Source organism: Mycobacterium sp. NGS59, assembly GCF_059812345.1.
On the sequence record NZ_JCALCN010000008.1, the window covers coordinates 203130 to 216659 of the forward strand.

Sequence of the window (13530 nt, forward strand, 5' to 3'; positions counted from 1 at the left end):
GCGGCAACCGGTTTGGGGTTGCTACGTCCGTTTCAGTTCAGCTTTGGCCTCTTTCAGCGCCTGCGCGGCATCGCGACCGGCTTTGAGCGCCTTTTCGTAGTTGTTCTCAGCACTGGCTAGAGCGCGCTCTGCCTTGCTCAGAGCTGTTGCTGCTTCGTCACGCCGCGTCCGGGCGGCGTCACGCTCCGCTCGCCGGTCGGCCAGCACGCTGTCAGCTTGCGCCGCCGCCTGCTCGGCCGCGGCCACCGCGGCCGTCAACTTTTCCCGCTCCCGCTCCGGCGCCTGCTTGGCCGCCGGCGCGGACCGCTTGGGTCCGGCGGCTGTTGAAACCGTCGCGCTGTCGCCGAACTCGCCGAAGCCCGACCAGCGTTCGGCCTTGGTCAGGCGGCCGAGACGCGCGCGCACTTCGGGGTCAGCGATCGCGGCTTGCAACGTGCCCGTGATGTCGTCGCGAATCGACGCCGACGGGTTCTTCACCTCGGCCGCATCGATTGCGGCTTCGGTGAGTTCGTTGATCAGACGATGTTGCCGGGCGGACAACTCGCGGATCTGTGCGCCGTCCATCGCGGCGTGCGCGTCGCGCAGGCTGTCACCCAGCTCGCCCAAGCGGGTCTGCGCGTCCCTATGGTCGATCACCAACCGGTTGACGATCCACGCCGCTGTGGTGGGTTTGCGGGCTGCGGAAATCCGTTTGGCCGCTTCGTTATCGCCGCGCTTCTTGGCCGCGGCGGCCAGGTTCTTGCGTTCGGCGGTGAACTGATCCGCCGGGACCCGGTACAGGGTATCGAGCTCGTCGTCGGCCATAACGCCATGATCTCTCGCGTCCGGGTGAGCTAGGCAACGGTTTGAAGCCCATGTCGTTGGCTAATTCCCTCGGTGATGAAAGCCAATATGTTCCTAGGTCGGTTTCTGTGCGTGCTCGTGGTGCTCGGACTGGCGGTATCCGCCTGCCATTCCCCGGGGGACGCGCCGGCCGCGACGGGTCCCGCGCGGGTGACGATCACGCCGGGGCCGGATGCGCGCGATGTCCAACCGGCGGCGCCGGTGCAGGTGAAAGCCGACACGGGAACACTGGTCGAGGTGCGCATGGTCAACGACGCCGGCAAGCCGATCGACGGCGTCATGACACCCGATAGCACGGTGTGGAAACCGACCGGCCCGCTGGGTTACGCGCGCACCTACACCCTCAATGTCACCAGCCGCGGAACCAACGGCGTTGAGAATAGGCAGGTTTCGTCCTTCGCCACGGTGCGGCCGTCCAACCAGACCAAGGTGTCGTTCACGATGACGTCGGAGGCCGCGTTGCGGGAAGGCGGCACCTACGGGGTCGGAACAGTGGTCGTCGCGCACTTCGACGAGGAGATCGCCGACCGGGCCGCCGCCGAGCGCCAGTTGGTGGTGACCACCAACCCCGCCGTGCCGGGATCCTGGCATTGGGTCGACTCGCAGAACGCCCACTGGCGACCCGAGCACTACTACGCACCCGGTACCACGGTGACGGCCGAAGCCAAGATCTACGGTATTGCGTTGGGCGGCGGCATGTTCGGGCAGGAGGACAGCCGGGTGTCATTTCGCATCGGCGATGCGCACGTGTCCATCGCCGATGACACCACCAAGATGGTCAGCGTCTTCGACAACGGGAGACTGGTCCGGACGATGCCCACCTCAATGGGGATGGGCGGTACCGAGACCGTCGGCGGACGGACCTTGTCATTCTGGACCCCGCCGGGCGTCTACACCGTGCTGGACAGGGGAAACCCGGTGATCATGGATTCCTCGACATTCGGGCTGCCCAAGAATTCCCGGCTCGGATACCGCGAGACGATCAATTACGCCACCCGGATCAGCATCGACGGCATCTATCTGCATCAGCTGGATTCGACGGTGTGGGCTCAGGGCCATACCAATACCTCGCACGGCTGCCTGAACCTCAACGGCGAGAACGCCAAATGGTTCTACGACTTCTCCGTGCCGGGCGACGTCGTCGAGGTGCGAAACACCGGTGGGGCGCCGCTGAAGATCGAGCAGAACGGCGACTGGACGATCAGTTGGGACGAGTGGCGCAAGGGGAGCGCGCTGGCGCCCTCGTAGCGTTGGGCGTTCCGGTCAGGTCGAGCCCCGCTCACCGCGCCAACTGCGTACGCACCAACGGCGCGATCTTGCGCGCCATGTATAAATGCCCCGCATCGTTCGGGTGCACGCCGTCCGTGCCGATCAGATCCGGCCGGTCGACGAACCAGCGCTGGTCGATCGGATCGACGAACGCCGCACCGACGCCCCGGGCCGCGACGTGCAGCACGTCGCGAATCTGCAATACCGCAACGGGCACGTCGGCGGTGGGCCACGGCGGTCCGATCACCAGGAACCGCGCCGACGGCGCCAGACGGCGCGCGGCCTCGAAGGTGATGCGCACCCGGTCGGCGAGTAACCCGGGCTCCACACCCTGGTCGTTGCGGGAGCCGTAGAACATGACCAGCACGTCGTCCGGCTTGACCGCCCGCGCGGTCAGATCCGCGAACACGCTGCCGCGGGAACCGACCATGCCGTACCCGGCACGGCCCTCGGCCACCACGTCGGCATCGATGCGCAGGCCCCGCGCCGACAGCAGCTGCCAGGCACGGGCCGTCCACGCTTTCGGCCCGAGCCCACCCTCGTCGGTGCCGGTGGTGTAGGAGTCGCCGATTACCGCGATGCGGCTCATCCGGAAGTCGAAACTCGTTGGGCGATAAGCCGACTGCGCCGTGATCGGAGCGACCAGACCGAGCACGAACGCGACACCGATGACCCACGTGGCCAGCCGACCCACCACCACGCGCCTCCATAAAGACGTTTCAGACCAGTCCCTGAATCGTAGGCCGATGTCGACGCGAACACTCGTCAACGCGCGGTGAGCGTCAGATCGCCGCGGCCCGCGCCGAGTTCTCTTCGCGTGCGACGTGGATGGGATCGAGATTGGTGCCCGGGGAATCGTCGGGTTCATGGCCTGCGGGGGTGGGCCTGGCGTCGACCATCCGGCGCATCCAACGCCGCGCGGGCTCTTCCACTAACCGGTACAGCAGCATCGACAGCCCCACCGAGATCGCCAGCAGCCCAAAGATATTCCACTTCCACGGACTGTCCTGCTCCCAAGGACGCAATTCGAAGTTCACCACCGCCCACGTCCACGGCGTGTGCACCAACTCGTGCACCATGTACAGACAGAAGGAGATCTCCCCGCCGTAGACCATCAGTCGCGTCGAGAGCAGCGCCGGCAGGCTGCCGATGCCGATCGCCAGGGTTATCACCAGCGGCACGAACAGCAGATCGACTACCCCGCTGCTGTCATACACCCCGGTGATCGGGTGCGCATCGAGGAAGTACAGGATGCCGACGAGTGCGACGACGAGCAGCAGGGACAGATACCCGGCGATGCGACGCCCGCGCTCGCCGAGCCGCAGCCGGCGCACGGCCGCGCACGCTATCGCTCCGGCGGCGAACTGGGTCACGATGCGCGGCAACCAACTCCACGGCGTGTAGAAGACCCCGCTGGCCAGCAGCAGCACCACGGGCGGCAAGGACGCCGCGACCGCCAGCATCATCAGCCCACGCGCCCGCGTCGCGTGCTGGATCCGCCAGATGATCAGCACCAGCCCGCCGAACAGCAGGTAGGCCAGCCATTCGGCGCTGATCGACCAGGCCGGCCCGTCCCAGCTGGACAGGTCGAAGTAGGGCTGATACCAGAGCTGGATCAGCAGCACCTGCCGCACGTAGCTGATCGCGGTCAGCCGGCCGATGTCGGGTGAGGGCGTGTGCCCGATGTGCAGGGTGAGAATCCACCAGAAGGCCGCCAGGTGCAGGGTCACCAGGTACACCGGCCACACCCTGGCCAGCCGCAGCCACAGGAAGTGCACGGTGGCGCGCAGCGACCATGAGTGGCCCATGCGGTCGAGATAGTTCCAGGTCAGGACGAACCCGCTGAGGATGAAGAACAGGTCGACGCCCTGCGCGCCGCAGTTGAGCACCGGCGCCAGGTTCTCCCGCAGGTCGGGCGAGACGTCGGCAACCATGGGCCGGAAGTGGAACAGCACCACCCATACCGCGGCGACGATGCGGAGTCCGGTCAGGGCCTTGATCTCACCTTTGATCTGGCCCTTGAGTTCTCCGCTTGGCACGTGGTTCTTTCCGTCTGGTCTCTGGCCAGAGCAGCCTAACAGCCGCTTCTTAGCAAAGAATTAGTCGTAACTACCGGTCCCTTTATGTTTTGCGGGCACCTTATAGGCAAGGTTTGGTCTTCCACGGTTGGGGAGACGGCCGCGGGGAAATGGGGCAGTTCATGACGATTGCGATCGCAGGACCGGTTTCGGGCGCCGTCGACTGTGGCGGTGCACAGATCCGAGCGCACTGCCGCCACCTGGCCACCGTGGTCACCATTCGCGGCGAGATCGACGCCGTCAACGTCGACCGGGTCGGCGAGTATGTCCGGCGTTTCGTCCTCGGTGACAGCCCGATCGTTCTCGACCTCAGCGAACTGGATCACTTCTCCACCGCCGGGATCTCGCTGTTCTGCGTGCTCGACGAGGAGTGCCGCGCCGCCGGGGTGGAGTGGATGATCGTCGCCAACCCGATCGTGGGCGCATTGCTGGCAGACTCCGACGACACACCGTTCCCGGTTACCCGCTCGGTGCACGCGGCACTGCGGCACCTGGCCGACGGCATCGCGGCGCGCCGCCGGCTGGTATTGCCGCTGGTCAAGAAGTCCGCGTAGCGGTCCGTCGCAACCTGGCCAGACCGACCACCGCGAAAATCCCGGCGACCGTCGCCAACGACAGCGTCAGTACCAACTGCTGCGGGTGGTAGACGACCGACCACGTGGACGGTTGCCCCTCGACCACCGGCGCAACCGCGATCGTCGAGCGGGTATGTAGCCAGCACAAACCCGTCGCCACCGCCGCGGCCCCCGCCAGCATCAGTTCGACGACAGCGCGGGCCTTCACAGCTGCGACTCGTCGTCGTCGATGTCCAGATCGTCGGCGATATCCGGGACGAACGGCCCATGCCGCCGCTCGACCAGCGGGGTCAGCACGTCCCGCAGGTGGCGATGACGACGGGCCCAGGCCTGCGCGGTGCGCCCGCCGGTGAGTTTCAGGCCGATGCCGTAGCGGCCGCGCGGCACCCCCACGAGCTCGCCGAGCGCCCGCGCCGTCTGCCATCTGGCCAGCGTTTTCCCCGAGGCCACCGAGTTCTCGGCTTCCGGGAACACCTTGACGATCTCGGACACCAGGATGGTCTCGGTGCCCTGCCGTAACGCGTCCTCGGTCAACTCGACGGAGGTGTGGATCCGCGCGGCGTGCACCTGTAACCCCACGAACGCCGTCACCAGCACGAGGAAGACGGCGGGCACCAGCAGCGAGATCTGCACATGGTTGCTCCACTGGATGTAGATCAGCGATGCCGCCGACGCCGGGCCCGCCAGCAACCAGTACCGACTGGCACCCGGTTCGTAGAACAGGGGCTGGTCTTCCGTGGGATCCCCCGCTGCTGTCATGTGCGCCTCACCGGTTCAAGAAAGCCATCCCGCCGCGTCCGCGGCCCAATAGGTGAGCACGATATCGGCCCCCGCCCGCCGGATGCTGGTCAACGACTCCAGTGCCGCGGCGTGTTCGTCGATCCAATTATTGGCTGCCGCCGCACAAATCATCGAATACTCCCCCGACACCTGGTACGCCGCCACCGGCACGTCCGATCGCGCCGCCGCTGCGGCTACCACATCCAGATATCCCAAAGCGGGTTTGACCATCACGATGTCGGCCCCCTCGGCCAGGTCCAACTCCACTTCGCGCAACGCCTCCCGGATGTTGCCGGGCTCCTGCTGATAGGTGCGCCGGTCCCCGGAGAGGCTGGAGGCGACCGCCTCGCGGAATGGACCGTAGAACGCCGAGGCGAACTTCGCGGCATACGCCAGGATCACCACGTCGGTGTGACCCGCTGCGTCCAGGCCGTCGCGGATAGCGGCCACCTGACCATCCATCATGCCACTGGGCCCGACCACGTGTGCGCCCGACTCCGCTTGTGCCACAGCAAGTTTCACGTAGCTGGCGATGGTAGCGTCATTGTCGACGCGGCCGCGCGCATCCAGCACGCCGCAGTGTCCATGGTCGGTGAACTCATCCAGGCAGGTGTCGGCCATCAACACCGTCGAGTCGCCGAGGTCCTTGGCCAGGTCGCGCAGCGCCACGTTGAGGATGCCGTCGGGGTCGGTACCGGCTGAGCCGAGCGCGTCCTTGTCCTGCCCGCGCGGCACCCCGAACAGCATCAGTCCGCCCACCCCGGCGGCGACCGCGTCGGCGGCGGCACTGCGCAGCGAGTCCCGCGTGTGCTGCACCACCCCCGGCATCGACGCTATCGGGCGTGGTTCGTCGATGCCGTCGGCAACGAACATCGGCAGCACCAAATGCCTTGGCTCCAGCGAAGTTTGCGCCACCAGACGCCGCAGCGCGGGCGTGGCACGCAGCCGGCGCGGACGCTGTCGCACGGCTAGGGCCTCATCCGTGCGCTGACTCTGCGTTGAGGGCGGAAGTTACTCGAACAATTGCGCCCTGGACGCAGAGTCAACGCACGATACGTCATCGCCTGCGGCTCTTCTTGCGCGGCGGCGGCAGCGCACCCTCGGCCCGCAACCGGGCCGCGTGCTCGGCCAGCGCGTCCACCAGCGGACCCACCGCGGCGGTGTCGGGCTGCACGTCCACCCGCAACCCGAACTCGGCGGCGGTCTCGGCGGTCTTGGGGCCGATGCAGGCGATGATGGTCCGCGCGTGCGGCTTGCCGGCGATGCCGACCAGGTTGCGCACGGTGGAGCTGGAGGTGAAGCACACCGCGTCGAAGCCGCCGGTCTTGATCATCTCGCGGGTGGCCGCCGGCGGCGGCGCGGCCCGCACCGTCCGGTAGGCGGTGACGTCCTCGATCTCCCAGCCACGCTCGCGCAAGCCCTCGGCCAACGTCTCGGTCGCGATGTCCGCGCGCGGCAGCAGCACCCGGTTCACCGGGTCGAAAATGCTGTCGTAGGGCGGGAATTCGTCCAGCAGGCCCATCGAGGACTGCTCACCGGACGGCACCAGCTCGGGGCTGATCCCGAACGCGCGGACCCGGTCGGCCGTCGACTCGCCGACACAGGCGATCTTGACCCCGGAGAACGCGCGGGCGTCCAGACCGAACTCGCCGAACTTCTCCCACACCGCGCGCACCGCGTTGGTGGAGGTGAACACCACCCACTGGAACCGGCCGTCGACCAGTCCCTTGACGGCACGCTCCATCTGCGCGGGGCTGCGCGGCGGCTCGACGGCGATGGTCGGCACCTCGATCGGCAGCGCGCCGTAGGAGGTGAGCCGCTCGCTCATCTCACCGGCCTGGTCCTTGGTGCGCGGCACCAGCACGGTCCAGCCGTACAGCGCCCTGCTCTCCCACCAGTTCAACTTGGCCCGGCTGGTCACCGTCTTGCCGATGGTCACCACCAGCGGCCCGGTCAACGGGCCGGCCGGATCGTTACCGCCGCCCAGGACGGCGGGGTCGGTGAGACCCTGCAGTGTGGTCTCCACCGAACGCTGCTGGCAGGTGGTGCCCTGCGCGGTCACCACGCACGGCGTGGAGTCCGCCAACTCGTGGTCGATCAGCGTGCGCGCGGCATCGGCCAGATGCGAGGCGGTGGCCTGCAGGATCAGTGGACCGGGCGCGGCGGCCAGAGCGTCCCAATCCACATGCGGGTCGCGCACGTCGGCGACGGTGTGCGACGAACCCAGCGGCAACCCGGCATAGGTCGGCACGGCGCTGCTGGGCGACAGCCCGGGCACGATCTCGACGTGCAGGTGGGTCCGTGCGACCGCGTTCACCTCGGTGATGACCGCGTCGACGGCCAGCGGGTCACCGGCCACCAGGCGCACCACGTCGACGCCCAACCGGGCTTCGTGGGTCAGCGTCTTGGCGACCTCGGCCGGATCACCCAGCGCCGGGCGGATGTCAGGACCGCTGGCCACCACCGCCGGCGGGACCTCCGACCCGGTCGGCGCGTCGGTGCTGCCCGACGCGTCGGCGGGCGCCGGACCCGACACCGGCGGCAGATCCTTGCCGATCAGCGCCAATACCGGCTCCGGCACGTCGGGGTCGGTGAACACCAGCGCCGCATTGGCCAGTACCGTCGCGGCCCGGGTGGTCAGCAGACCGGGGTCGCCAGGACCAGAGCCCACGAATGTGATGCGGCCCGGCCTCGGCTTACGCCCTCGCGTCATCGTTGTCGCTCCCACAGTCTCTTTCAATCTCCTTGCACGGGCTCTTCCCGTGCTCCCCTCATCAACTCTGCGGCGCCCAGCTCGAACAACTCCGCGGCGACCGAGAGACCCAGCTCCCGGGCCCGCTCAGAGGTGCCGATGCCGGACGCGCGGATCACGTCGGACCCGTCCAGCGCCGCCACGCAAGCGCGCAGCGACAGCTCCTCGAAGATGCGCCCCTCCTCGTCGATGGACTCGACCACTTCGGCGATCGCCCCCACCGGCGCGGAGCAACCCGCCTCCAGTTCGGCGAGCAGAGCTCGCTCCGCGGTGACCGCCACCCGCGAGTCGGCGTCGTCCAGCTCCGCCAGCACCGCGACGAGCCCGCTGTCGCCCGCCCGGCATTCGACGGCGAGCGCGCCCTGAGCAGGCGCTGGCAACATCTGCACCGGCTCCAATGTCTCGGTGACGTCGTCGAGACGGCCCAGTCGAGCCAGACCGGCCCGGGCCACCACGATGGCGTCAAGATCACCACTGCTTACCCTGTTCAACCTGGTATCTAGGTTGCCTCTTAGGGGGCGGATTTCCAAACCGAGACCCAATGCTCTAAGCTGTGCGGCCCGTCGCGGCGAAGACGTCCCGACCAGCGAACCGGCCGGCAACTCTCCCAGCACCAACCCGTCGCGGGCCACGACGGCATCGCGGGCGTCCTCCCGTGGCGGGATGGCCGCGATGGTGAACCGGGGGTCGTCGGCGGTCGGCAGGTCCTTGTGCGAGTGCACCGCGGCGTCCACGCGGCCGTCCTGCATCGCTTCGCGCAACGCGGTGGTGAACACCCCCACTCCGAGCGTTTCGATCGGCGCCGACGACTTGTCGCCCGCGGTGCTGATGGTCACCAGCTCCGCGGGATGGCCGTTGGCGATCAGTGCGTCCCTGACGGTCGCAGCCTGGGTGGTGGCCAGCAGGCTGCCACGAGTGCCTATCCGAATCACATGCGCCAATCGGTTAGTCGGCTGAGTGGTTGTCGAATCCGATTGGCAGGACCGGTAATTCGCCGGCGGCCACCGCATCGACAGCGGTCTGATCGAGCTCGAAGAGTTCGCGCAGCGCCTCGGCGTAGCTGTCGCCGCCGGGAGAGCTGGCGAGCTGCTTGATCCGCACCGTGGGCGCGTGCAGCAGCTTGTCGACGACGCGGCGCACCGTGCGGGCCACCTCTTCGCGCTGGGCGCTCTCCAGCCCGGGCAACCGGTTGTCCAGGCGCAGCAACTCCGCCTCGACCACGTCGGCGGCGCGCTGGCGCAGCGCGGTGACCGTCGGGGTGACCTCGGCCATCCGTTGCCCCGCCAGGTAGGCGGCGACTTCGGCGGCGACGATGTGGCGAGCGGCGTCGACGTCGGCCGCCGCGGCGTGCGCCGACGGCTCGTGTTGCACCCGGTCCACGTCGACGACCAGGACGCCGGGCAGTCCGGCCACCGCCGGATCGACGTCGCGGGGCATCCCGAGATCGCAGACGACCAAAGGCCTGGTGGCTTCGTCGCGGGGGGCGCCGGCCAGCGCGTGGTGCACGTCGGCCAGCGACACCACCGGGCTCACCGCGCCGGTGCAACTGACCACGACGTCGGCGTCGGCCAAGGCATCGGCCAGCCCGTCCAAGCCCAGCGCCTCGGCCGGTACACCGGACTCGGTGAGCCGTGCCGCCAGTCGCTGCGCCCGGGCTACCGACCGATTCACGACGTACACCCGCCCGATGCCGGCGCGCGCCAGATGCGACGCCGCCAGCCCACCCATGGCCCCCGCTCCGACCAGCGCGGCGGTCTTGCCGGCCAGGGTGCCCAGCTTGCGCTCGGCGATGCCGAGGGCCACCGACACCACCGAGGCACCGGCGGCGTCGATCGCGGTTTCCGAATGCACCCGCTTGCCCACCGACAAAGCCCGCTGGGCCAATTCGTGCAACACCCGGCCGACGGCACTGTTGGCCTCTGCGGACGCGTAGGCGCGGCGTACCTGGCCGAGCACCTGCTGCTCGCCGACGACCGCCGAATCCAGGCCGCTGGCCACCGCGAACAGGTGCTCGACGGCGGCCTCGCTGTAGCGCACGTAGGCGTGCTTGGTCAGGTCGCCCATCGACATGCCGGAGTATTCGGCCAGCACCTGCCCGATCACCGAGAGCCCGCCGTGAAACGCCTCGACCACGGCGTAGACCTCGACACGGTTGCACGTCGAGAGCACCATGGCCTCGGTCACCAACGGGGACTGCAGCACCTGGTCGACGATCTTGACCTGATCGGACTCGTCGATGCTGAGTTGTTCCAGGATGGAGACCGGCGCACTGCGGTGCGAAACTCCGAAGAGCAGGATGCTCACGGCAGCATCACCTGGCCCGCTCCCTTGCAGCGTCGGAAAGTGAACTGCTACCTACGGTAGTCGGTTCGCAGGTGGGCTACCAAATGCCGCGGGACGGATGCCGGTCACAGTCAGCGGGCCGCGAGGTCGGCGCGTAACCGGGGTTCGTCGACCTCCCAGTAGCTGTGCTCCCGGCCGTCGAGCAGTACCACCGGCAGCCGGTCGCCGAATTCGGCCCGCAGGCCGGGGTTTCCGGCGGCCGCCGCGGCGTCGACGTCGACGCTGGTCAGGTCGAAGTCCAACTCGCCGGCCAACTCGGCCAACTGGGCGTGGACCCGCAGGCAGATCGCACATCCGGCGCGGGTCAGCAACTCCACCCGGGGGCGGCGTGCGGTTGGCGTCATGGGCATCAGTGTGGCATTTCGCCGGGCGCGAGCCGCGGTTGAATCCGTTCGACGGCGCGGCCGGATAGGGTTGACGTCGGCGGCTTGCAGGGACCGCGAACCGGGCTACACAGCGATCTGGGAGGTTTGAGATGGCTTCCTCCGACCCCGCGAAAAACGCCGTCCAGACCGGTAACCCCGAATTGGAGAACCTGGCCGCCAACGCCAGCGCCGAACGCGCCCTCGACGACCTGCACGCCGCCCCCGCAGAGGATCGTCCGCCGCCGCCGGTCGACCTGACCGCCGCCGCGTTCTTCGACGTCGACAACACGTTGGTGCAAGGCTCCTCGGCGGTGCACTTCGGCCGCGGGCTGGCCGCCCGCGACTACTTCACCTACCGCGACGTACTCGGATTCGTCTACGCCCAGGCCAAGTTTCAGGTGCTGGGCAAGGAGAACGCCGAGGACGTCGCGGCCGGGCGGCGCAAGGCACTGGCCTTCATCGAGGGCCGGTCCGTCGACGAACTGGTGCGCCTGGGCGAAGAGATCTACGACGAGATCATCGCCGACAAGATCTGGTCGGGCACCCGCGAGCTCACTCAGATGCACCTGGACGCCGGCCAGCAGGTATGGCTGATCACCGCCACGCCGTACGAGCTCGCGGCGACGATCGCCCGTCGGCTCGGGCTGACCGGCGCCCTGGGCTCGGTGGCCGAATCGGTGGACGGGGTGTTCACCGGCCGGCTGGTGGGCGACATCCTGCACGGCGTCGGCAAGGCGCACGCGGTGCGCTCGCTGGCGATCCGGGAAGGCCTGAACCTCAAGCGCTGCACCGCCTATTCCGACAGCTACAACGACGTCCCGATGCTGTCGCTGGTGGGTACCGCCGTCGCTATCAATCCCGACGCCCGGTTGCGCAGCCTGGCCCGTGAACGGGGCTGGGAGATCCGCGACTTCCGGACCGCCCGCAAAGCCGCCCGCATCGGCGTTCCGTCGGCATTGGCGCTGGGAGCCGCCGGGGGCGCGTTGGCCGCGCTCGCCTCTCGACGGCAACCGCGCTGATAAGCTGCGCCGCTGAGCAACTATTCGAGAAAGCGGCGGCATGACTGTTCCTCAGGGAGCCGAAGGCATCATCGGTAAGCACTACCGGCAGGAAGACCACTTCGTGGTCGGGCGGGAGAAGATCCGGGAATTCGCCGCTTCGGTCAAGGACGACAACCCGATCCACTACGACGAAGCCGTCGCCGCCGAAGCCGGTTACGAAGTGCTGCCGGCCCCGCTGACCTTCCTGGCCATCGCCGGTCGGCGCGTGCAGCTGGAGATTTTCACCAAGTTCAGCATCCCGATCAACATCGCCCGGGTAATGCATCGTGACCAGAAGTTCCTGTTCCACCGGCCGATCTTGGTGGGCGACGAACTACACTTCGACACGTATTTGGATTCGGTGATCCAGTCCCACGGGACGGTGTTGGCCGAAATCCGAAGCGAAGTGACCGATGCCGACGGAAATCCGGTAGTGACCAGCATTGTCACTATGCTCGGTGAAGCGGCGAAGCACGACGATCAGGCCGAGGCGACCGTCGCGGCAATTGCATCCATCTAAACAGAGCAGGTAGCGTCGTTTTAATGACTTCAGAAGGCACCCAACTACAGCCCCCGGTTGAAGATGTGCAGTCGCACTACGACCGGTCGAACGAGTTCTTCAAGCTGTGGCTCGACCCGTCGATGACGTACAGCTGCGCCTACTTCGACGAGAAACCCAACATCGACGAGCCGCAGAGCAAGACGCTCGAGGAGGCGCAGTTCGCCAAGCGCAAGCTGGCGCTGGACAAGCTGAACCTCGAGCCGGGTATGACCCTGCTCGACATCGGCTCCGGCTGGGGTTCGACGATGCGGCACGCCGTCGAGCACTACGACGTCAACGTCATCGGCCTGACGCTCAGCGAGAACCAGCTCGCCCACTGCGAGCAGAAGTTCGCCGAGATGGACAGCCCGCGGCGCAAAGAGGTGCGTCTGCAGGGCTGGGAGGAATTCGACGACGAACCGATCGACCGGATCGTGTCGCTCGGGGCGTTCGAGCACTTCGCCGACGGGGCCGGTGACGCCGGCTACCAGCGCTACGCCACCTTCTTCAAGAAGTACTACAACCTGCTGCCCGACGACGGCCGTTTCCTGCTGCACTCCATCGTGGTGCCCACCGCCGAAGAGGGTAAGCAGATGGGCCTCAAGACCACGATGAGCCTGCTGCGTTTCATCAGCTTCATCCTCAAGGAGATCTACCCCGGCGGTAAGTTGCCCCAGGTCGAGCAGGTGGACCGGTACTCGACCGAGGCGGGTTTCAAGATCGAGCGTCACCACTTCATCGGCAAGAACTATGTGCCCACCCTGAACGCCTGGGCCGATGCGCTGGAAGCACACAAGGACAAGGCCATCGAGCTCAAGGGTGAGCAGGAGTACGACACCTTCATGAAGTACCTGCGCGGTTGCTCGGACCTGTTCCGCGACGGCTACACCAACGTGTGCCAGTTCACCCTGGTCAAGTAACTCCCGTCCCCTGCGCGAGCAGAC

14 protein-coding genes and 1 pseudogene are annotated in these 13530 nt (G+C 67.6%); 5 read left to right on the forward strand and 10 right to left on the reverse strand.

The window, feature by feature from the left end; all coding sequences use genetic code 11:
• Positions 1 to 21: 21 nt before the first annotated feature.
• Positions 22 to 804: a hypothetical protein gene (locus tag AC5Y46_RS12310; RefSeq protein WP_499991274.1), complete on the reverse strand. Its 783-nt coding sequence runs from the start codon at positions 802 to 804 to the stop codon at positions 22 to 24.
• Positions 805 to 879: 75 nt separating this feature from the next.
• Between AC5Y46_RS12310 and AC5Y46_RS12315 the strand changes: the two genes are divergently transcribed.
• A complete protein-coding gene (locus AC5Y46_RS12315) occupies positions 880 to 2091 on the forward strand; it encodes a L,D-transpeptidase (RefSeq protein ID WP_499991309.1) in 1212 nt (403 codons plus the stop codon).
• Positions 2092 to 2122: 31 nt separating this feature from the next.
• Here AC5Y46_RS12315 and AC5Y46_RS12320 read toward each other — a convergent pair whose 3' ends face one another.
• On the reverse strand, positions 2123 to 2806 hold the full coding sequence (locus tag AC5Y46_RS12320; protein WP_499991312.1) for an Rv0518 family GDSL lipase: 684 nt from the start codon (positions 2804 to 2806) through the stop codon (positions 2123 to 2125).
• An 88-nt stretch (positions 2807 to 2894) separates the two neighbouring features.
• Complete coding sequence (locus AC5Y46_RS12325; protein ID WP_499991277.1) at positions 2895 to 4151, reverse strand: acyltransferase family protein; 1257 nt, start codon at positions 4149 to 4151, stop codon at positions 2895 to 2897.
• A 161-nt stretch (positions 4152 to 4312) separates the two neighbouring features.
• Between AC5Y46_RS12325 and AC5Y46_RS12330 the strand changes: the two genes are divergently transcribed.
• Entirely contained in the window at positions 4313 to 4744 is a 432-nt protein-coding gene (locus tag AC5Y46_RS12330) for an STAS domain-containing protein (RefSeq protein ID WP_499944769.1), read from the forward strand.
• Here the strand turns inward: AC5Y46_RS12330 and AC5Y46_RS12335 are convergent.
• The 7 genes and pseudogenes from AC5Y46_RS12335 to AC5Y46_RS12365 form a co-directional block, all read right to left on the reverse strand.
• On the reverse strand, positions 4728 to 4946 hold the full coding sequence (locus tag AC5Y46_RS12335) for a hypothetical protein (RefSeq protein ID WP_499991315.1): 219 nt from the start codon (positions 4944 to 4946) through the stop codon (positions 4728 to 4730). The two genes, AC5Y46_RS12330 and AC5Y46_RS12335, sit on opposite strands and share 17 nt — an antisense overlap.
• Before the next feature lie 23 nt (positions 4947 to 4969).
• Positions 4970 to 5524 (reverse strand): transport-regulating membrane protein Mce1N, encoded by a 555-nt coding sequence (gene mce1N, locus AC5Y46_RS12340; RefSeq protein WP_499944767.1) that lies wholly within the window; start codon positions 5522 to 5524, stop codon positions 4970 to 4972.
• 15 nt (positions 5525 to 5539) lie between these two features.
• Positions 5540 to 6511: a porphobilinogen synthase gene (hemB, locus tag AC5Y46_RS12345; RefSeq protein ID WP_499991279.1), complete on the reverse strand. Its 972-nt coding sequence runs from the start codon at positions 6509 to 6511 to the stop codon at positions 5540 to 5542.
• A 91-nt stretch (positions 6512 to 6602) separates the two neighbouring features.
• The gene (locus tag AC5Y46_RS12350) at positions 6603 to 8258 is read right to left on the reverse strand and encodes a bifunctional uroporphyrinogen-III C-methyltransferase/uroporphyrinogen-III synthase (protein ID WP_499991281.1); all 1656 of its coding nucleotides are present in this window, start codon (positions 8256 to 8258) and stop codon (positions 6603 to 6605) included.
• Positions 8259 to 8281: 23 nt separating this feature from the next.
• Positions 8282 to 9229: a hydroxymethylbilane synthase gene (gene hemC / locus AC5Y46_RS12355; RefSeq protein ID WP_499991283.1), complete on the reverse strand. Its 948-nt coding sequence runs from the start codon at positions 9227 to 9229 to the stop codon at positions 8282 to 8284.
• 13 nt (positions 9230 to 9242) lie between these two features.
• Positions 9243 to 10601, reverse strand: coding sequence for a glutamyl-tRNA reductase (locus AC5Y46_RS12360; protein WP_499944763.1), 1359 nt, complete (start codon positions 10599 to 10601; stop codon positions 9243 to 9245).
• A 51-nt stretch (positions 10602 to 10652) separates the two neighbouring features.
• Positions 10653 to 10984 (reverse strand): annotated as a pseudogene (locus AC5Y46_RS12365) (glutaredoxin family protein).
• Between the two features lie 131 nt (positions 10985 to 11115).
• On the opposite strand from AC5Y46_RS12365, the gene AC5Y46_RS12370 reads away from it, so the two are divergent.
• From AC5Y46_RS12370 to AC5Y46_RS12380, 3 genes are read left to right on the forward strand one after another with little or no spacing between them, the layout of a single operon-like run.
• Complete coding sequence (locus tag AC5Y46_RS12370; protein ID WP_499991288.1) at positions 11116 to 12024, forward strand: HAD family hydrolase; 909 nt, start codon at positions 11116 to 11118, stop codon at positions 12022 to 12024.
• Between the two features lie 40 nt (positions 12025 to 12064).
• Positions 12065 to 12565: an FAS1-like dehydratase domain-containing protein gene (locus AC5Y46_RS12375; protein WP_499944761.1), complete on the forward strand. Its 501-nt coding sequence runs from the start codon at positions 12065 to 12067 to the stop codon at positions 12563 to 12565.
• Positions 12566 to 12588: 23 nt separating this feature from the next.
• Positions 12589 to 13506 (forward strand): cyclopropane mycolic acid synthase family methyltransferase, encoded by a 918-nt coding sequence (locus tag AC5Y46_RS12380; protein WP_499944760.1) that lies wholly within the window; start codon positions 12589 to 12591, stop codon positions 13504 to 13506.
• Positions 13507 to 13530: the final 24 nt, after the last annotated feature.